The sequence below is a fragment of the Flavobacterium sp. genome, from assembly GCF_034111225.1.
Classification (GTDB): domain Bacteria; phylum Bacteroidota; class Bacteroidia; order Flavobacteriales; family Flavobacteriaceae; genus Flavobacterium.
Map to the genome: position 1 here is coordinate 140,018 of NZ_JAWUXR010000016.1, position 18,553 is coordinate 158,570.

17 protein-coding genes are annotated in these 18,553 nt (G+C 30.9%); 10 read left to right on the forward strand and 7 right to left on the reverse strand.

Annotated elements, in window-relative coordinates; translation table 11 throughout:
• Window positions 1-9: 9 nt before the first annotated feature.
• On the reverse strand, window positions 10-987 hold the full coding sequence (locus tag UXY25_RS11825) for a ribonucleotide-diphosphate reductase subunit beta (protein ID WP_320816231.1): 978 nt from the start codon (window positions 985-987) through the stop codon (window positions 10-12).
• A 268-nt stretch (window positions 988-1,255) separates the two neighbouring features.
• Window positions 1,256-1,822 carry a DUF3109 family protein gene (locus UXY25_RS11830; RefSeq protein WP_320816232.1) on the reverse strand — a complete coding sequence of 189 codons (567 nt, stop codon included), beginning with the start codon at window positions 1,820-1,822 and terminating at the stop codon, window positions 1,256-1,258.
• A 127-nt stretch (window positions 1,823-1,949) separates the two neighbouring features.
• On the opposite strand from UXY25_RS11830, the gene UXY25_RS11835 reads away from it, so the two are divergent.
• The 3 genes from UXY25_RS11835 to UXY25_RS11845 are packed head-to-tail and all read left to right on the forward strand — an operon-like array spanning window position 1,950 to window position 3,353.
• Window positions 1,950-2,522 (forward strand): MarC family protein, encoded by a 573-nt coding sequence (locus UXY25_RS11835; RefSeq protein ID WP_264560134.1) that lies wholly within the window; start codon window positions 1,950-1,952, stop codon window positions 2,520-2,522.
• Between the two features lie 18 nt (window positions 2,523-2,540).
• Window positions 2,541-2,741, forward strand: coding sequence for a hypothetical protein (locus UXY25_RS11840; protein ID WP_320816233.1), 201 nt, complete (start codon window positions 2,541-2,543; stop codon window positions 2,739-2,741).
• Window positions 2,742-2,744: 3 nt separating this feature from the next.
• Window positions 2,745-3,353, forward strand: a complete 609-nt coding sequence (locus UXY25_RS11845) for an FAD-dependent oxidoreductase (protein ID WP_320816234.1) — start codon at window positions 2,745-2,747, stop codon at window positions 3,351-3,353.
• A 1-nt stretch (window position 3,354) separates the two neighbouring features.
• On the opposite strand, the gene UXY25_RS11850 is transcribed toward UXY25_RS11845, so the two are convergent.
• The 3 genes from UXY25_RS11850 to UXY25_RS11860 are packed head-to-tail and all read right to left on the reverse strand — an operon-like array spanning window position 3,355 to window position 5,946.
• Window positions 3,355-4,923 carry a S41 family peptidase gene (locus UXY25_RS11850; protein ID WP_320816235.1) on the reverse strand — a complete coding sequence of 523 codons (1,569 nt, stop codon included), beginning with the start codon at window positions 4,921-4,923 and terminating at the stop codon, window positions 3,355-3,357.
• A gap of 1 nt (window position 4,924) precedes the next feature.
• A complete protein-coding gene (locus tag UXY25_RS11855; RefSeq protein ID WP_320816236.1) occupies window positions 4,925-5,353 on the reverse strand; it encodes a dCMP deaminase family protein in 429 nt (142 codons plus the stop codon).
• Window positions 5,353-5,946 carry a HupE/UreJ family protein gene (locus UXY25_RS11860; protein ID WP_320816237.1) on the reverse strand — a complete coding sequence of 198 codons (594 nt, stop codon included), beginning with the start codon at window positions 5,944-5,946 and terminating at the stop codon, window positions 5,353-5,355. The genes UXY25_RS11855 and UXY25_RS11860 overlap by 1 nt, the downstream gene beginning before the upstream one ends.
• A 132-nt stretch (window positions 5,947-6,078) precedes the next feature.
• On the opposite strand from UXY25_RS11860, the gene UXY25_RS11865 reads away from it, so the two are divergent.
• Window positions 6,079-6,510, forward strand: coding sequence for a TerB family tellurite resistance protein (locus UXY25_RS11865; RefSeq protein ID WP_320816238.1), 432 nt, complete (start codon window positions 6,079-6,081; stop codon window positions 6,508-6,510).
• Window positions 6,511-6,553: 43 nt separating this feature from the next.
• Here UXY25_RS11865 and fbp read toward each other — a convergent pair whose 3' ends face one another.
• Complete coding sequence (fbp, locus tag UXY25_RS11870; RefSeq protein WP_320816239.1) at window positions 6,554-7,558, reverse strand: class 1 fructose-bisphosphatase; 1,005 nt, start codon at window positions 7,556-7,558, stop codon at window positions 6,554-6,556.
• Between the two features lie 121 nt (window positions 7,559-7,679).
• On the opposite strand from fbp, the gene UXY25_RS11875 reads away from it, so the two are divergent.
• The 5 genes from UXY25_RS11875 (at window position 7,680) to UXY25_RS11895 (ending at window position 17,241) form a co-directional block, all read left to right on the forward strand.
• Entirely contained in the window at window positions 7,680-8,159 is a 480-nt protein-coding gene (locus UXY25_RS11875) for a GNAT family N-acetyltransferase (RefSeq protein WP_320816240.1), read from the forward strand.
• A gap of 6 nt (window positions 8,160-8,165) precedes the next feature.
• Window positions 8,166-9,419 carry an aspartate kinase gene (locus tag UXY25_RS11880; RefSeq protein WP_320816241.1) on the forward strand — a complete coding sequence of 418 codons (1,254 nt, stop codon included), beginning with the start codon at window positions 8,166-8,168 and terminating at the stop codon, window positions 9,417-9,419.
• A gap of 91 nt (window positions 9,420-9,510) precedes the next feature.
• The gene (locus UXY25_RS11885; RefSeq protein WP_320816242.1) at window positions 9,511-12,909 is read left to right on the forward strand and encodes a hypothetical protein; all 3,399 of its coding nucleotides are present in this window, start codon (window positions 9,511-9,513) and stop codon (window positions 12,907-12,909) included.
• A 65-nt stretch (window positions 12,910-12,974) separates the two neighbouring features.
• The gene (locus UXY25_RS11890; RefSeq protein WP_320816243.1) at window positions 12,975-16,487 is read left to right on the forward strand and encodes a T9SS type B sorting domain-containing protein; all 3,513 of its coding nucleotides are present in this window, start codon (window positions 12,975-12,977) and stop codon (window positions 16,485-16,487) included.
• A gap of 1 nt (window position 16,488) precedes the next feature.
• Entirely contained in the window at window positions 16,489-17,241 is a 753-nt protein-coding gene (locus tag UXY25_RS11895; RefSeq protein WP_320816244.1) for an enoyl-CoA hydratase/isomerase family protein, read from the forward strand.
• Between the two features lie 20 nt (window positions 17,242-17,261).
• Here the strand turns inward: UXY25_RS11895 and UXY25_RS11900 are convergent, their stop codons facing one another.
• The gene (locus tag UXY25_RS11900; protein WP_320816245.1) at window positions 17,262-17,882 is read right to left on the reverse strand and encodes a 2OG-Fe(II) oxygenase; all 621 of its coding nucleotides are present in this window, start codon (window positions 17,880-17,882) and stop codon (window positions 17,262-17,264) included.
• Window positions 17,883-17,968: 86 nt separating this feature from the next.
• On the opposite strand from UXY25_RS11900, the gene UXY25_RS11905 reads away from it, so the two are divergent.
• Window positions 17,969-18,418 carry a 6-carboxytetrahydropterin synthase gene (locus tag UXY25_RS11905; protein WP_320816246.1) on the forward strand — a complete coding sequence of 150 codons (450 nt, stop codon included), beginning with the start codon at window positions 17,969-17,971 and terminating at the stop codon, window positions 18,416-18,418.
• The last annotated feature ends 135 nt before the right edge of the window (window positions 18,419-18,553 follow it).

An 18,553-nucleotide genomic window follows, 5' to 3' on the forward strand; every position in this document is an offset into this window, starting at 1 on the left:
TGAATTTAATTAAAAATCAGCGTCGAAGCTGATTTTTCCAGATTCAGAGTCGGTACTCATAACTCCTGCCTTTTGATACTCTGCAACACGTTTTTCAAAGAAATTCGTTTTTCCTTGTAATGAAATCATGTCCATGAAGTCAAACGGGTTTGAAGAATTATATTCTCTTTCGCAACCTAATTCAACCAATAATCTATCAGTAACGAATTCTAAATATTGTGTCATTAAAGTTGAATTCATACCAATTAAACTTGCAGGAAGTGATTCGGTAATAAATTCTCTTTCAATAGTTAAAGCATCTACTAAGATTTCTCTAATTCTTTCTTTTGGCACTTTATTTATCAAATGATGATTATGTAAATGCACTGCAAAATCACAATGAACACCTTCATCACGAGAAATTAGTTCGTTAGAAAAAGTTAATCCTGGCATTAAACCACGTTTCTTTAGCCAGAAAATTGAACAAAATGCTCCTGAAAAGAAAATTCCTTCTACAGCTGCAAAAGCAATTAATCTTTCGGCAAATGAGTCAGATTCAATCCATTTTAAAGCCCAGTCTGCTTTTTTCTTAATCGCTGGAAAAACATCAAGAGCGTGAAATAATCTGTCTTTTTCAACCTCATCTTTTACATAAGTATCAATTAAAAGAGAATACGTTTCACTATGAATATTTTCCATCATGATTTGAAATCCATAAAAGAATTTTGCTTCAGCATATTGTACTTCGTTAACGAAATTTTCTGCTAAATTTTCATTTACAATCCCATCTGAAGCAGCAAAAAATGCTAAAATATGCTTTATAAAATATTTTTCATCTTCATTTAATTTATTGTTCCAATCGGCAATATCTTGGTGTAAATCTATTTCTTCAGCAGTCCAAAAACTTGCTTCCATTTTCTTATACCATTCCCAAATATCATGGTGTTTTATAGGGAAAATAACAAAACGGTCTTTGTTTTCTTGTAATATTGGCTCGACTACTGACATAGTTAATTGATTTTTATTGTTTTAAAAAGAATATTATTTACTTCTAATGGGGTTTACAAAGTTTGTCATTTGAAACGACAAATGAAAGCCAAACTTATTCACAATTAGTGCAAGTTTTTAACAACGAGTAAATAAATTCTTACTACTCAACGAAGGTGTATTGTGTTGAATACCAGCTATTTGTGAAAAACAAAAAACGAAGTAAAATTGCCCCTATCAGCGATTAAACCTGCTGTTAAAGAGCGTTTTATAGTATGTGTGAAAAGGGTTATTTTTTAAAGTCGGCAGCGATTTTTTCTAATTCAGAATACCACTCTTCTCCAAATTTTCTAACCAAAGCTTCTTTGACAAATTTATAAACTGGAACTCCTAGTTCTTTACCTAGTTCGCAAGCATCTGAACAAATGTGCCATTTGTGGTAATTAACTGCTGAAAAATCTGAATATTCTTTTACTCTTATAGGATAAAGGTGACAAGAAACTGGTTTTTTCCAATCTACTAATCCTTCATTATAGGCTTGTTCAATTCCGCAAAGCGCGGTGTCTTTGTCAAAAATTACATAAGCACAATCTTTACCATCTATTAAAGGTGTTTCTAATTCTCCAAATTCAGAAACAGTATGTGTTCCTTGTGTTTCAATAGCTGCAATTCCTTCTGGTCGAAGAAAAGGTTTAATTTTTGGATAAATCTCAGCCAATATTTTAGTTTCAGCTTCGTCTAAAGGCGCACCAGCATCTCCATCTACACAGCATGCTCCTTTACAGGCAGACAAATTGCAAACGAATTCTTTTTCTAGAATTTCTTCGGAAATAATGGTTTTATTTAGCTGAAACATCTTAAAATAATTAGTTTACAAAGATACTTATTAGAAATTAGAATTCAGAAATTAGAATTAATAAAGTAACGTTAAAATGAATTTAGCTTTCATTACTTATATTTATATTTGCATAAATAATTTGAAAATGTTTGACTGGAAAGAAATTTTTACCATAAGCATGATTCTTTTTGCCGTAATTGATATTGTAGGAAGTATTCCTATTATTGTTGATTTACGAAGTAAAATTGGACACATTCAATCTGAAAAAGCGACAATTGTTGCTGCAATTATAATGATTGCTTTTTTGTTTGTGGGTGAAGAAATTTTGAAGTTAATAGGAATTGATGCAAATTCTTTTGCCGTAGCCGGTTCGTTTGTTTTGTTCTTTTTAGCGCTCGAAATGATTTTAGGAATTCGTTTATATAGAGAAGACAACCCAACAACAGCTTCTATAGTTCCTATTGCTTTTCCATTAATTGCTGGTGCCGGAACAATGACAACTTTGCTTTCATTAAGAGCTGAATATGATAAAATAAATATTATCATTGCCATAATAATAAATGTTATTGTAGTTTATGCAGTTTTAAAATTGTCTGGTAAAATTGAAAAAATATTAGGTGTTAACGGATTAGGGATAATTCGTAAAATATTTGGCGTAATATTGCTCGCTATATCAGTAAAGCTTTTTGCAGCAAATGTAAAAGGGTTATTTATTTAATACTAAAATTTGATTGAAATGAAAATATTTACATACATCGTTATTGTTTTAGCCGTATTATTAATTGGCTTAAATGTTTCACAAATAGACACAAGTAATCCGCTTGAAGGAAATTCATCGGTTGCTTTAATAGGAGTTGTTGCCACTTTGTGTGCAGTTATTTTAATTGTCATTTTAAAAATGTCTAAAACCATCGAAGAAAAAACAAAAAACTTATAGTTTATGTTTGATGCTTTAATTATTGGCGGAGGTGTTTCTTCTGTTTCATGTGCACTAATTTTAGGTTCTGCATGTAAAAAAACTTTTGCAGAGCACAAGAAAATTGGAATCATTGCACATCAAAAAGCATCTTCTTTACAAAATGCAGTTTTTAATAATGCGTATGGTGTTTCAAAAGGGAAATTAGGCTCAGAATTACTTATTGAAACCACTGAACAACTAAAAGAACTTTACCCTCATGTTGAGCAAATTGAAGACGAAAAAGTTTTACGAATTGTAAAACAAACTTCTGCCTTTCTAATTGAAACCAACAAAAAAAAATACACTTCTAAAATTGTCGTTATCGGAATTGGCGCTGGAAATCCATTTACAATAGAAGGATTAGAAAACTATATCATTCCTCATAAAAAAGCAGCTACTGAAAAAAACAGAATTCAATTGAAAAATGAAGATCATCTTGTTGATGAAGGCATTTATGCCATTGGCGTTTTAGCAGGACACAGAAGCCAGCTTTCTATTGCAGCCGGAAGTGGCGCAAGTGCAGCAACCGATATTTTAACTATATGGAATGATGGAAAACCTGTTCAGGTTCATGATGCTGTGAATAAATAACTTATTTAATTTCCAACACCTTCTTTACCATATCATCTTCATTTAAAATGATTTGGTAATATTCCTTTTCATCAAACAGTTGTTTGACAAATTCGGCAAATAAATAATTGTTTACTTTTTCTTTTTCCGAAGAGAAATTTAAAATAAATCCGCTTTGTGCAACGTATTTTTTGAAGTCTGATAAATACTTTTCATTATTCAGCAACTCTTCTCTTAATTGTTCTTTTGTTAATTTATTGAAGAAGTTTCTATCATTGTCTATTTGTTCAAAAACATAATAACTCAACAATCCTGATTGCATTACCAAAAGTGTAACCTCATCTCCATTTTTAGCCTGGAAAGGCACAAAAACATCTGGTGAAATTCCGCCGCCGCCGTAAACAATTCTTCCTTTTTTGGTTTTAAATTTTAAACTGTCGGCTACTTTTATAGTGTCGGCTTCGTATAATTCTCCGCTTTCAAAACGCTTTTCAAATTCGTTAAAATACTGTACGCCTTTGTCTGCATAAGGTTTTTGAATTGAACGCCCTGAAGGTGTGTAATATCTTGCAACCGTTAATCGAACTGCAGATCCATCGCCCAAAGACATTTCACGTTGAACTAATCCTTTTCCAAAAGATCTTCTCCCTACAATTGTTCCTCTATCATTGTCCTGAACTGCACCTGCTAAAATTTCACTTGCAGAAGCACTGTTTTCATTAATTAAAATATAAACTTTCCCGTTTTCGAAATCACCTTTTTTGGTAGCCAAAGTTTCATCAACTTTTCCTTTTTTGTTTTTCGTTTTAACGATTAGTACATTCTCTTTTAAAATTTCATCAGCAATTTGATTTGCAATTTCTAGATAACCACCGCCATTATCTCTTAAATCGATAATTAGTTCATTCATGCCTTGTTTCTTTAAATCAACGAGTGCTTTGTGGAATTCGGTATAAGTTGTTTCTGAGAATCGGTTTATTTTAATATAACCTGTTTTGTTTTTTACCATTAAAGAAATATCAACACTCTTTATTGGAACAACTCCTCTGGTTACAGTGAATTTATATTTTTTATTAACTGATTTTCTATAAACTAAAAGTTCTATTTTTGAATTTTCTTCTCCTTTTAATTTGGCTAATAAAGTATCGTTAGAAATATTTTTATCAAACAATTGGGTTTTACCTGCAAATAAAATTCTATCTCCAGCTAAAATTCCAGCTTTTTCAGAAGGGCCATTTAGTGTTGGCCTTATAACTGCTAATGTATCTTTATACATATAAAAATTTACACCGATGCCTACGAAATCACCTTTCATGCTTTCATTTACAGATTCAAGTTCATTTTTAGCAATGTATACAGAATGTGGATCTAGATTTTCGAGAATACCGTTTACAGTTAAATCTACTATAGAATCGGTATTAATATCATCAACATATTCTCTTTCAATAAAATCTATAAGTTTATTTAGTTTGTTCTTATAAGTGTTTTTATCAGAAAGTTCAGGTGAGTTATTTAATCTATTTCCCAAAAGCAAGCCAAAGGCTACTGCCATTGCAATTATTATGGGAAAATAAATTTTATTAACTTTCATCTTATTTAGTTAAGTCTGACAATAACTCTACTTCTACTCCTGCTTTCTTTAAGAAATCTACACCTGAAGTATCTTTGTATTCCTGATTATAAACCACTCTTTTTATTCCTGATTGATGAATTAACTTACTGCAATCTTTACATGGAGAAAGTGTAATATATAATGTAGCATTTTCGCAAGACTGTGTTGAACGAGCAACTTTTAGAATTGCATTTGCTTCTGCGTGCAAAACATACCATTTTGTAAGATTATCATCATCTTCACAGCAATTTTCAAAACCTGAAGGTGTACCATTGTACCCGTCAGAAATAATCATTCTATCTTTTACAATAATTGCGCCAACTTGTTTTCTTTTACAATATGACAATTGACCCCATTCTTTGGCAATTCGCAAATATGCTTTATCGTATTTTTCTCTTTTTTCTGACATTATCTATTCCAAATTTCATTTTCAATTAACATTGGCAAAACTACACCAATTATAAAAGCTGACAATACTAATGCCCAGTCTCTTTTTGAAAATCTAAAGAATGTTTGTGCAATATAGCTAACTACTAGCACCACAAATACAACAATTATTTGTGAAGCTTCTATACCTAATGCGAATTCTAATAATGGTAATAATTTGTCTGCTGCACTTCCAGGTAAAATAGAATTAAAATAATTTGAGAACCCTAATCCATGAATTATGCCAAAAAACAATGTAACTACAGCAACAAATGAAATACTTTCTTTTCTAGATGATTTTCCTGCTGTAAACAAATGAAATATCGCAGTTACTAATATTGTAATAGGAATTAAAAATTCCACATATTTTGGAGCAATAGAAACTGTTCCAAAAACAGATAATAATAATGATAATGTATGTCCTAAAGTGAATAGTGAAACTAATAAAAAAACGCGTTTCCAGTCTTTAAATGCATAAGGAACCATTAAAGCGACTAAAAACATAATATGATCGTAAGCATGAATATCTAAAACGTGCTCAAGTCCTAATTTAAAATAAAGCCAAAATTGTGACATAGGTATATTTATTTGGGTTATTCAAACTTACAATTTATTTTATAATTTATTAAACCCTTTAATAAAACCTTGTATTTTTTTTCTAAAAAATGAAATATAAAGTATATTTGCATAACATTAATATATACAATTATGTCATTTTCAGATTTATTTGATAACGAATTTAAAAACAGAAATAAAAGTCATTTTTCTGCAATTGTTAGAGTTGCTTTATCGGATGGAGAATTAACTTCAGAAGAAAGAGAATTTTTAGACAAATTAGCGACTAGACTTGAAATTTCTCAAGCAGAATATGAAGAGATTTTAGAAAATCCTTCAAAATACCCTATCAATCCTCCAGTTTTATATACACAAAGGCTTGAAAGATTATATGATTTGGCTAGAATGGTTTATGCTGACCATATATTAGGACCAAAACAAAAACAAATCTTAACTCGTTTTTCATTAGGATTAGGGTTTACGCCAAGTAACGTTAATCACATTGTAGATAAAGCACTTTCATTATTGGTACTAAATGTAGATTTAGATACTTTTATGTATGAAATGCAACACATGAATAAATAAAAGAAAAAAGCCCTTCATTTAACTATGAAGGGCTTTTTTATTATTATGAATTCTTCATGAATTCTTCAGCTTTTTCTACCATGTTAGAACTTCCACAGAAAAACGGAACTCTTTGATGCAGTTCGGTTGGTTCAATTTCCATTATTCTTCCATGCCCATCTGAAGCCTTACCGCCGGCTTGTTCAGCAATAAAAGCCATTGGGTTACATTCATATAACAATCTTAATTTACCTTTTGGTGCTTTAGAACTTGTTGGGTAAATATAAATTCCGCCTTTAATCATATTACGATGAAAGTCAGAAACCAAACTTCCAATATATCTAGAAGTATAAGGTCTATCTCCTTCTTCTGCTTGACAATATTTTAAATAATTTTTTACACCTTGAGGAAAATGAGTGTAATTTCCTTCGTTGATAGAATATATGTTTCCATCTTTTGAAAACTGCATATTTGGATGCGATAAGTAAAACGTTCCAATTGCAGGGTTTAATGTAAATCCGTTAACACCATGACCTGTTGTATAAACAATCATAGTAGATGTTCCGTAAATTACATAACCCGCAGCTACTTGATTTACTCCTTTTTGTAAAAAATCAGCTTCAGTAACTGGCGTTCCCACTGGAGAAATTCTTCTAAAAACAGAAAAAATTGTTCCCACAGAAACATTTACATCAATATTAGACGAGCCGTCTAAAGGATCCATTAAAACAACATATTTATTGTTATGGCTTTTATCTGAACCCGCAACAGTAATAAAGTCATCATTTTCTTCGGAAGCAATTCCACAAACAATTTCTCGATTAATTAAAGTTTGAATGAAAATTTCGTTTGCGTAAACATCTAACTTCTGTTGATCTTCACCTTGAATATTTTGTTCTCCTGCAGCACCAACAATATCAACCAACCCTGCTTTATTAACTTTGTAGTTAACTACTTTTGCAGCTAAACGTATAGAGTTAATTATTCTTGACAATTCTCCAGTAGAATATTGAAAAGACGTTTGATTTTCAATAATAAATTCTCCTAAAGTTGTATTTCTTTCTTCCATTAGTAATAAATGTTGTTGTGTTATGCTACAAATATCGTGTTTTTTGTGAAATGAGTAAATTATTTCGCTATATGTTTGTCAGAATCTTATTTTTGTACTCTATAAACAAATCTACACTAGAATGATTATTAGAAAAGGAGAGCCGAAAGACATGCAAGCCGTTTTAGATCTTATTATTGAACTTGCAATATTTGAAAAAGAACCAGACGCTGTTGTTGTTACAGTTGAAGATTTAATTCGCGATGGTTTTTGTGAACAACCACTTTTTCATACTTTTATAGCCGAAAGAGACAGTCAGATTATTGGAATAGCATTATATTACTATCGATACTCAACTTGGAAAGGAAAAACTATTCATTTAGAAGATTTAGTAGTTAAAGAATCTGCTCGTGGAACGGGAGCCGGAATTGCACTTTATAGCGAAATCATAAAACAAGGAAAAGAAGACAATGTGCGTAGAATTGAATGGAATGTTTTAGATTGGAATACAAATGCTATTAATTTCTATAAAAAATCTGGCGCAAAAATATTAAAAGATTGGTATGTTGTTCAAATGGACGAAGCGGGTATTGAATCTTTTGTAAAAAACAATAAAGCTTAATTAAAAATGAAAATATTCAAATTTGGAGGTGCATCTGCAAAAGATGCTGATGGTGTAAAAAACATTCTAAATGTAATGGAGCAAGTAGGACATGAAAATGTCTTGGTTATTATTTCTGCAATGGGAAAAACAACCAATGCTTTTGAAGAAGTAATTAAAAATTATTTCGACAAATCTCCAGCTTTGCAATCATCTATACAAGAAGTGAAAAAATACCATAATCAAATTTTACTAGATTTATTTGATGACGAAGAACACGATGCTTTTTATACGGTAAATAGTCATTTTGAAGATTTGGAATATTTTATTAGAAGCAACAAATCTCCAAACTATAATTTTGTTTACGACCAAATTGTAAGTTATGGTGAACTTTTATCAACAACAATTGTTAGTGCTTATTTTAATGAAAAAGGAATTACTAATAACTGGATTGACGTGCGTAATCTTATAAAAACAGACAACACTTACCGAGACGCAAATGTTGATTGGGAAGCAACTCAAAATAAAATAACAAAAAATATAAAAAAGAATACTTTAAACATTACGCAAGGTTTTCTAGGTGCTGATGAAAATAATTTCACAACAACTTTAGGACGAGAAGGTTCAGATTATAGCGCTGCTATTTTTGCCTATTGTTTAGGCGCAGAAAGTGTTACCATTTGGAAAGATGTTCCTGGAGTTTTAAATGCTGATCCTCGTTATTTTGAAAATGCTATTTTACTAAACCAAATCTCCTATCGGGAAGCAATTGAATTAGCATTTTATGGAGCAAGCGTTATTCATCCAAAAACGTTACAACCGCTTCAAAAAAAGGAAATTCCTTTATATGTAAAATCGTTTATTAATCCGCTTTTACCTGGAACAAGTGTTTCTCGCGGCGCTGATTTAGAACCGCATATTCCTTGTTATATTGTTAAAAAAGGGCAATTATTACTTTCGCTTTCTTCAATAGATTTTTCATTTATTATGGAAGAACACATTAGCGAAATATTTTCTCTTTTCCACCAGCATAAATTAAAAGTAAATCTTATTCAAAATTCGGCCATTAGTTTTTCGGTTTGTATTGAAGATAAATTCAATAATTTTAATGAAGTGAAAAACGTTTTAGCTAAAAAATTCAAAGTAACATTTAACGAAAATGTGTCGCTTTATACCATTAGACATTTTGATGAAAAAGTAGCTGAAATTGTTGAAAACAATAAAACAGTTTTATTAAAACAAATCTCAAGAGAGACGATGCAAATTGTAACAAAAGAATAGAACTGTTACTGTAAAATACGTTTATTTAGTTTAATTCATAAAGAATTAGGCTTATAAATACTACTTTTGAAAAATAGGAGTTATAGTATTTATGGCACATAGATGGATTTTATGGATTTTTCTATTTTTTGTTTCTGGCATATTTGCCCAAGAAATAGAAACGCCTTATAAATCTAAAAAAATTGCCGTTTCTAATGACACAGTTTTCATTGAAAAAGTAAGCATAAACAAAGCTTTTTTTAAAATTTTAGATAAAAACGGCAACAACATTGATTCTACAAATTATTCTGTAGATTTTAAAAAAAGCACATTAGTCTTTAAAAAGAATTTTATTTCAAATGATTCTTTAACTGTTCGCTATTTAAAATTTCCTGACTTTTTAACCAAAACCTATTCTATTTATGATGATGATAAAGTAGTTTCTAACGAAGCCGGAAAACTTTATACTATTAATAAGGAACAAAAAAGCATCTTCAAACCTTTCGACGGATTAACAACTTCTGGAAGTATATCGCGAGGAATTACTGTTGGAAATAATCAAAATACAGTAGTAAACTCAAATTTAGATTTACAAATCACTGGAAAAATTTCTGACAAAGTAAGTCTTAGAGCTTCTATTCAAGACAGTAATATTCCTTTACAAGATGGAGGTTATTCTCAAAAATTAGACGAATTTGATCAAATTTTTATTGAATTGTTTTCAGACAATTGGAACATAAGAGCTGGAGATTTATTTTTAGAAAACAGACAATCTCAATTTTTAAATTTCAATAAAAAAGTACAGGGTCTTTCTACGCATTTTACTTTGGGGACACCCGAAAAAAAGACCGATATTTTTGCGTCTGCAGCATTAGTTCGAGGGCAATATGCAAGAAGTTCATTTACAGGTCAAGAAGGAAATCAAGGTCCGTATAAATTGAAAGGAAATAATGGAGAACTATATGTTTTAGTTATTTCAGGTTCGGAACGTGTTTATGTAAACGGAATTTTATTAGAACGCGGAGAAAACAACGATTATATTATTGATTATAATGCGGGTGAAGTAGTTTTTAATTCCGTTTTTCCTATAACTTCTGAAATGCGAATTAATATAGAATATCAATATACCGATAGAAATTTCACTCGGTTTGTGACTTATGGCGGCATAACTCACGAACAAGAAAAGTTTAAAATTGGCGGTTTTGTTTATTCTGAAAATGATGTGAAAAACCAGCCTCTACAACAAAATTTATCGGCTGAACAAGTTGGAATTTTACAGGATGCTGGTGATGACAACACCCTTATGACGGCTCCTTCTGCTTATTTAGATTCATATTCTGATAATAAAATTTTATACAAAAAAGAGTTTATTGGTGCCGTTGAAGCATTTGTTTTTTCTAATAATGAAGCAGATGAATTATACAACGTACGATTTACTTTCGTAGGAAATAATCTTGGGAATTACATTTTAAGTAACAATAATACCGTAGGAAAAATTTATGAATACGTCTCTCCTGTAGCTGGAATTCCTCAAGGAAATTTTGAACCTACAATTCCGTTAATTGCACCAACAAAAATTCAAATAGCAACTGTTTTAGGAAGCTATACACCTACTGAAAAAACTAATGTCGATTTTGAAATTGCAGTGAGTAATAATGATAAAAATTTATACTCAAGTATTGATGATAACGACAACAAAGGAATTGCAGGAAAACTAGAGGTTAATCAAAGAGTTTATTCGGGGAAAATTGACATTGATGCTTTTACAAATGTTCAATTTATTCAAAAAGATTTTAGAAGCATTGAACGTTTGTTTACTATTGAATTTAATAGAGATTGGAATTTAACAAGCCCATTAGGTAACCAAAGTTTAGTTTCCAGCGGATTGAATTTTAATTTGAAAAAGAATGGCTTTGCAAAATACCAATTTGAAAAATTAGATTTCTCCGAAAACTTTTCTGGAAATAAACATCGTGTATCAGGGCTTTTGAAACATAAAAAAAGTGTTTTAAATACCGAAACAAGTATTTTAAAAAGTGATGGTTCATATGCTAAGTCTAAATTTTTTAGAACTCAAAATCAATTAAAATATCATTTTGGAAAAAATTGGGTTGGCGGAAGTTTTAGACATGAAAACAATAAAGAAACATTAATGAGTACGAATGATTTAAGTAATTTAAGTCAGCGGTTTTCAGAATATGGAGGTTTCATTGGTCATGGAGATTCTACCAAAGTATTTGTAGAATTAGGTTATTTAAATAGAGTAAATGACAGTTTACAAAGTGGAGTTTTAAAAAGAGTAAATCAGTCTAATTCATATTATTTAAAATCTCAGTTAATTAAAAACGAAAAAAGCAACCTAAATGTTTTTATAAATTACAGAAATTTAAAATATGAAGACAATAGAGAAAATGAACCTTCTTTAAATTCGAGAATTTTATTTAACACTCATTTTTTCGAACAATTAATTCAGTTTACAACCGTTTACGAAACCACTTCTGGAACAATTGCACAGCAAGAATTTACTTATCTTGAAGTAGAACCAGGTCAAGGTGTTTATGCGTGGAATGACTATAATAATAACGGAATTCAGGAGCTTCAAGAGTTTGAAATTGCTCCATTTGTAGATCAAGCAAAATATGTTAGAGTCTTTTTGCCAAATCAAGTTTTTGTTAAAACCAATAAAAATAAATTTTCGCAATCTATTGCTTTTAATGGTGTAGTGTGGCAAAACGAAAACGGATTCAAAAAATTTATGTCTCATTTTTATAACCAAACTTCATTATTAGTTGAACGAAAAAACATTCGTGATTCAAATGAATTTAATCTCAATCCTTTTGATGGTTCAAGTGAAAGCATATTGGGTCAAAATAATTCTTTTAGAAACAACTTGTATTTCAACAGAGGAAAACAAAAACATTCAACTACCTATTCATATCTAACTAATTCATTAAAAAACTTATTGAGTATTGGTTCGCAAGAAAACAACTTACGTTCACACCAATTCCAATACATGCATTTGTTGCAAAAAAGTTGGTTGTTGCAAATGAACAGTTCAATAGGAACCTCAGAAAGTTTATCTGATAATTATGCAACTCGAAATTTTTTCATCAACAGCTATGAATTGGCTCCAAAAATCTCTTATTTATTTTCTAAAAATGCAAGTTTAGATGTTTTTTACGAATTCAAAAATCAAGAAAACACCATAAATTTAATGGAAAAAGCAACCCAAAATAAGTTTGGATCATCCTTTACATTTAATAGCGAAAAAGGATTTTCAATTAATGGAGAATATGCTTTTTATGACAATAATTTTAGTGGAAATGCAACATCTCCAGTAGGGTTTCAAATGTTAAAAGGCTTACAAAACGGGAAAAATGGAGTTTGGCGCTTACTTTTACAAAAAAATATTACGCAATACTTAGACGTAAATATTAACTATCAAGGAAGAAAATCTGAGACAAGTAACACTATTCACATAGGAAACATACAATTAAGAGCATATTTTTAGTTAATTATTTAGAATTATTCTAATAATCTAATTAATTTTACATTTTTATATGAAAAACAACCCAAATGAAACGTTTTCTACTTATTATAATATTGTTTATTAGCAACTTAGCTGTTTCCCAATTAAGTAACAAACACTGGATTCCGCCTTTGCATGCAAATGAAAGCTCACAAGCTGGTCTAATTTCAGATCATTATTTATATTTAGCTACACCTGAACCTACCCCTTTTCAGGTTACGGTTACTGATGGTGACCAAAACCCTATAGCCGGCTCTCCTTTCACTCTTTCTCAAGGAAATCCTATAAGAATATTAATAGGAAACAGTCAGCCTTCGGTAATGTTTTTAGACAGAATTAATGTTGGTAGTGTTGTTTCTAGAAAAGGTTTAATTTTAGAAGCCCCATTTGATTTTTATGCTAGTTTTAGAGTTAGATCTGGAAATCATGCTGAATTTTTATCTTCAAAAGGATTAACAGGAGCGGGTACAATTTTTAGATTGGGTAGTTTGCCTCAGTCAGACTATGGAGGTATTCGAAATTTTGTTTCTAGTTTTATGGCCACTGAAGACAATACTGTTGTAAACTTATCAAATTACAATGCAAACATTGAATTTATTCAAGGAAGTAACGTTATAAGTGCAACTTCTCAAACTTTCAATTTAAATAAAGGACAAAGTGTAGTGGTCTCAGGTTATACAAATGTTGCTGCAAATCTAGATGGTTTTGTAGGAGCATTATTAACTTCAAACAAGCCAATTGTAGTAAACACGGGTAATTTAGCTGGTGGAATGTCTGGTTCAGGAGATGGGCAAGATTTTAATCTAGATCAAATTGTTCCATTAGACCAAGTAGGTGATGAGTATGTTATCATGAGAGGAAACGGTAGTTCGTTATCTGAAAAACCCCTTGTTATTGCTCACGAAGACAACACTCAAGTTTTTGTTAATGGCAGTACAACACCGATTGCTACATTAAATGCGGGAAACTATTTTTTAATTCCCGATTCAAATTTTCAAGGTGTTGGCACAAACAAAAACATGTATATAAATACCTCTAAACCAGTTTTTTTATATCAAATTGTAGCAGGTAGCCAAAGTGACGCTACTACGGGATTTTATTTTATACCGCCTTTAAATTGCTTTTGGCAAAAAAGTGTTGACGCAATACCGCAATTCAACAGAATTGGAAATACTACATATTCAGACAGTCGAATTATTATTGCAACCGAAACGGGTTCAACTGTAACAATAAATGGATTGCCTATTACCACAACACCTCTTTCCGTAGTTGGAAATGCTAACTGGGTAACCTATAACGTTCCTAATTTAAATGGAGACGTTAGTGTTGTTTCAACTGGAGCACTTGCAGTTGGTGTATTTGGCACAGACGGTCAAGCTGCTGGGTACGGTGGTTATTTTTCAGGTTTTGGCGCTTTACCTAGAGACTCTGAAACTACCATTTGCTCTAATTCTATAGTTAATTTATATGAAGAAATTCCTGGAAATCCAGAACCCGGTGGGATTTGGACAGTTCCAGCTGGCGCTCCAAATTTAAATGGAAATTTATTTGACCCTGCAGTAAACCTTCCTGGTGATTATTTTTATACTTTTACTAAAATCTGTGATGGAACAACAAGCCCTTTTCCTGTTAAAATAACTGTTTTACCTATTCAACCGGGTCCTTTTGCAGGAACTAGTTCAAGTCAATCATTTTGTACTACAGATGCGGTTATAGATTTGTTTACTTTATTAGGAAGTGGTGTAACTACTGGCGGAAACTGGACATTCAATGGAACTTCTATGCCAAATGGTAATCTAGATCCTTCAACTAATATTTCAGGAAATTATACTTACACAATACCAGCAAGTGGTGTTTGCGATAGAGTTTCTGCAACTATAACGATTACTGTAAACCAAACTCCATTAATTATTCCAATTGCTGATTATGAAGAATGTGATAACATTTTAGTTGATAGTGATGACGTAAACGGACAAACAGTTTTTACATTAACAAATAAAAATAGTGATGTTTTAAACGGACAAACAGGAATTAATGTTACTTATCATAATTTACCGACTGAAGCAACTGCAGGAACAAATGCAATTACTTCAATTCATACTGGAAATAGAATAATATATGTTCGCCTAACAAATACAACTACTCGTTGTTACACTACAACATCTTTTAACTTGGTTGTTAACCCAAAACCAGTTGTTCTTAATGAAGTTGTTCTGAAACAATGTGATGATGACACTGATGCTAGAACATATTTTAATTTAACTGATGCTAATCGCTCTATTACTAATGACACTAGCTTAACATTTACATATCACAACTCACAATCAGGAGCAAACAACAGCACTGATTTAGTTGCTAATGATTTAAATTATTTTGCGTCAGATGGAACTATTGTTTGGGCAAGAAGTCAAACTACAAAAGGGTGCTATAGGGTAACTAAAGTAAACTTAGTCGTTTCTACTACGCAAATTCCAGCATCATTTAACCCTGCGCCATTAGAAGAGTGTGATGATTATGTAGATGCAACTAATTTAGATAATGATGGTTTCGATAATTTTGATATTGAAACCGCATTTACACAATTATTCAAAGATATTTTTCTTGCAGCCCAAAGACCATTTCTTGTAATTACATATTATGAATCTTATAATGACGCTTTATTAATTGCAAACCCTATACCAAATACAACAAATTATAGAAATATAACAGCGAATACTCAATCCATTTGGGCAAGAGTTGATAGTCGTTTAAATACTGATAGTGGTTGTAAAGGAATTAAAGAACTTCAACTAATTGTAAACCCTTTACCTGAAGTTGATTTAGGAGTTGATTTTACTCTTTGTATTGATCCTATTACAGGAATAGGCTCTGAAATAGTAGATGCAACACCTAGTAGTGCTGGAAATTTTTCTTATACTTGGACACCTACAAACCCAAATGTTGATGCATTAGGAAATGAAAGTGCACAATTTGACATTACCCAAGGCGGAACATATTCTGTAATTGTAACAAATACTGATACCGGTTGTCAAAACTATAATGATAGTATAACGGCTACTTTTTCTTCAGAACCTGCTACATTTACTGCAAGTGTTGTTACTCCAGCTTTTTCTTCTGGCTTAACAACAATAGAATGCATTGCTACAGGTGGTTATGGAGTATACGAATACAGTTTGAATTTAATTGATTGGCAATCTAGCCCAACTTTTACAAATTTACCAAATGGGACTTATACAGCATACGTAAGAGATCTTCAAGGTTGTGATATGCTATCTGTTTCTAATTTATTTGCAGTAACATACCCTAACTTTTTTACTCCTAATGGAGACGGCTATCATGATACATGGAATGTATTTGGCTTAGACAATAGTTTTGCTGCTATTATATATATTTATGATAGATATGGGAAATTACTAAAACAAATTAGCCCGAATGAAGCTGGTTGGAATGGTACACTTAATGGTCAATTATTACCTTCAACAGATTATTGGTTTAGAATTGAATACACTGAAAATAACGTTAGAAAAGAATTTAAATCACACTTTAGCTTAATTAGATAATATGGACGGAGTAATTAAAACATCTATTGATAATAATATAGCAACTGTTAGTTTTTTTCACCCTGCTAGTAATTCTTTTCCTAGCCTATTACTTGATAATTTAACTCAAGAATTAAATACCTTGAGCGTAAATAATAATATTAATTTAATTGTTTTAAAAAGTGAAGGTAATGGCGCATTTTGTGCTGGCGCTTCTTTCGATGAGCTTTTAGAAGTTAGCAACTTAGATGAGGGTAAACTCTTTTTTTCCGGCTTTGCCAATGTAATTAATGCAATGCGCACTTGTTCCAAAATTATTATAGGGAGAGTTCATGGAAAAGCTGTTGGCGGTGGAGTGGGAATAATTTCTGCTTGTGATTGTGTTTTTGCGACTAATAATGCTTCTACAAAATTGTCAGAATTAGCTATAGGTATTGGTCCATTTGTAATAGAGCCAGCGGTTTCTAGAAAAATTGGAAAAACTGCAATGACAGAAATGACTTTAGCAGCTACCGAATGGAAAAATGCAGAGTGGGCTTTAAATAAAGGCTTGTTTACTCAACTATTTAATACTGCTGAAGAATTAGACAATTCTTTAAATATTTTTGCTTTAAATCTATCTAGCTACAACCCTGAAGCACTTAATAAAATGAAAAAAGTGATTTGGGAAGGAACAGAAAATTGGGATACTCTACTTTATGAAAGAGCTGAAATCTCAGGAAAACTAGTTTTATCTGAATTTACAAAAGAAGCTTTAACTAAATTTAAAAAATAAAGAAAGCTGTAACAGAAATGTTACAGCTTTCTTGTTTTTAACCATCCTGTAATACTTAAACGTTCTTTTTTTACAGGTTTAACTTCGTGTTCAAGGATTTGGCTTTCAAAAACCACCATTCTTCCTTTTAATGGATATATTTTAATATCCTCTTCGCCTTCCTTGTAAATAACTAATTCGCCTCCATATTCTGGCAACCAATCTTCATCATTTAAATAACAAACTAATGATAATTTTCTACTGTCATCATTTTGGAAAGTGTCCAAATGTCTTTTGTAAAAAGTTTCTTTAGGGTAAAGAGCATAATGAAATTCTCTTTCTTGAATTCCTAAAAAACAGGTTCTATTCAAATAATTAGTAAAATGCTCAATTTTATCAAAGAACACCTGCTCTTCTTTGTTTGCGAGTTTTTCATCTATCCAAAAAATAAAATCACCTCTTATGGCCTTAGCAATTAACTCATTAAATTGGTTACCTATTGCAGCTTTTTTAAAATCTTCTTCATCGTATTTATCAATTAAACTTGAACGAAGGTTTTCAACTTCTTCTGCCAAAAAGAAATCGTCAACAATGCTGTACTGTTGATTTAAAAGATCATCAATAATCTTTTCGTATTTTGTATTTAACTGTAAATCTTCCATATTTAAAAGTGAACAAATATAGTGTTAATTAGGAAATAAAATAAATGACATTAATTTAGTAAATTTGCATTTATAATATATCATATATGAGTAATATAAGAATAACAAAACAATTTACTTTTGAGACAGGACATGCATTATATGGATATGATGGAAAGTGCAAAAATGTTCATGGTCATAGTTATAAATTATCTGTAACTGTAATAGGAAAACCAATTACAGATGCTTCAAATGTAAAATACGGAATGGTTATAGACTTTACTGATTTGAAAAAAATTGTTAAAGAAGAAATTGTTGACAACTTTGATCATGCAACTGTATTTAACCAAAATACACCTCATGTAGAATTAGCAAAAGAGCTGAGAGATAGAGACCATCATGTGATTTTAGTAGATTATCAACCTACCAGTGAAAATATGGTAATTGATTTCGCTGACAAAATAGTAAAGCGTCTTCCAAAAAATATTAATTTATTTTCACTTAGACTTCAAGAAACAGAAACTTCATTTGCAGAATGGTTTGCTTCTGATAATTAAAAAAAAATCCCGATTCAATTTGAGTCGGGATTTTTTTATTCACTTAATTTAACTAACTTTTATTTTTTCACGATTAAGAATTCCGAACGTCTGTTTTGAGCGTGTTCTTCGTTTGTACATTTTTTACAATCTACT

Coding starts and splice junctions, on each gene's coding strand:
- UXY25_RS11825 (WP_320816231.1), bottom strand. CDS start 987: ATGTCAGTAGTCGAGCCAATATTACAAGAAAACAAAGACCGTTTTGTT.
- UXY25_RS11830 (WP_320816232.1), bottom strand. CDS start 1,822: ATGTTTCAGCTAAATAAAACCATTATTTCCGAAGAAATTCTAGAAAAA.
- UXY25_RS11835 (WP_264560134.1), top strand. CDS start 1,950: ATGTTTGACTGGAAAGAAATTTTTACCATAAGCATGATTCTTTTTGCC.
- UXY25_RS11840 (WP_320816233.1), top strand. CDS start 2,541: ATGAAAATATTTACATACATCGTTATTGTTTTAGCCGTATTATTAATT.
- UXY25_RS11845 (WP_320816234.1), top strand. CDS start 2,745: ATGTTTGATGCTTTAATTATTGGCGGAGGTGTTTCTTCTGTTTCATGT.
- UXY25_RS11850 (WP_320816235.1), bottom strand. CDS start 4,923: ATGAAAGTTAATAAAATTTATTTTCCCATAATAATTGCAATGGCAGTA.
- UXY25_RS11855 (WP_320816236.1), bottom strand. CDS start 5,353: ATGTCAGAAAAAAGAGAAAAATACGATAAAGCATATTTGCGAATTGCC.
- UXY25_RS11860 (WP_320816237.1), bottom strand. CDS start 5,946: ATGTCACAATTTTGGCTTTATTTTAAATTAGGACTTGAGCACGTTTTA.
- UXY25_RS11865 (WP_320816238.1), top strand. CDS start 6,079: ATGTCATTTTCAGATTTATTTGATAACGAATTTAAAAACAGAAATAAA.
- fbp (WP_320816239.1), bottom strand. CDS start 7,558: ATGGAAGAAAGAAATACAACTTTAGGAGAATTTATTATTGAAAATCAA.
- UXY25_RS11875 (WP_320816240.1), top strand. CDS start 7,680: ATGATTATTAGAAAAGGAGAGCCGAAAGACATGCAAGCCGTTTTAGAT.
- UXY25_RS11880 (WP_320816241.1), top strand. CDS start 8,166: ATGAAAATATTCAAATTTGGAGGTGCATCTGCAAAAGATGCTGATGGT.
- UXY25_RS11885 (WP_320816242.1), top strand. CDS start 9,511: ATGGCACATAGATGGATTTTATGGATTTTTCTATTTTTTGTTTCTGGC.
- UXY25_RS11890 (WP_320816243.1), top strand. CDS start 12,975: ATGAAACGTTTTCTACTTATTATAATATTGTTTATTAGCAACTTAGCT.
- UXY25_RS11895 (WP_320816244.1), top strand. CDS start 16,489: ATGGACGGAGTAATTAAAACATCTATTGATAATAATATAGCAACTGTT.
- UXY25_RS11900 (WP_320816245.1), bottom strand. CDS start 17,882: ATGGAAGATTTACAGTTAAATACAAAATACGAAAAGATTATTGATGAT.
- UXY25_RS11905 (WP_320816246.1), top strand. CDS start 17,969: ATGAGTAATATAAGAATAACAAAACAATTTACTTTTGAGACAGGACAT.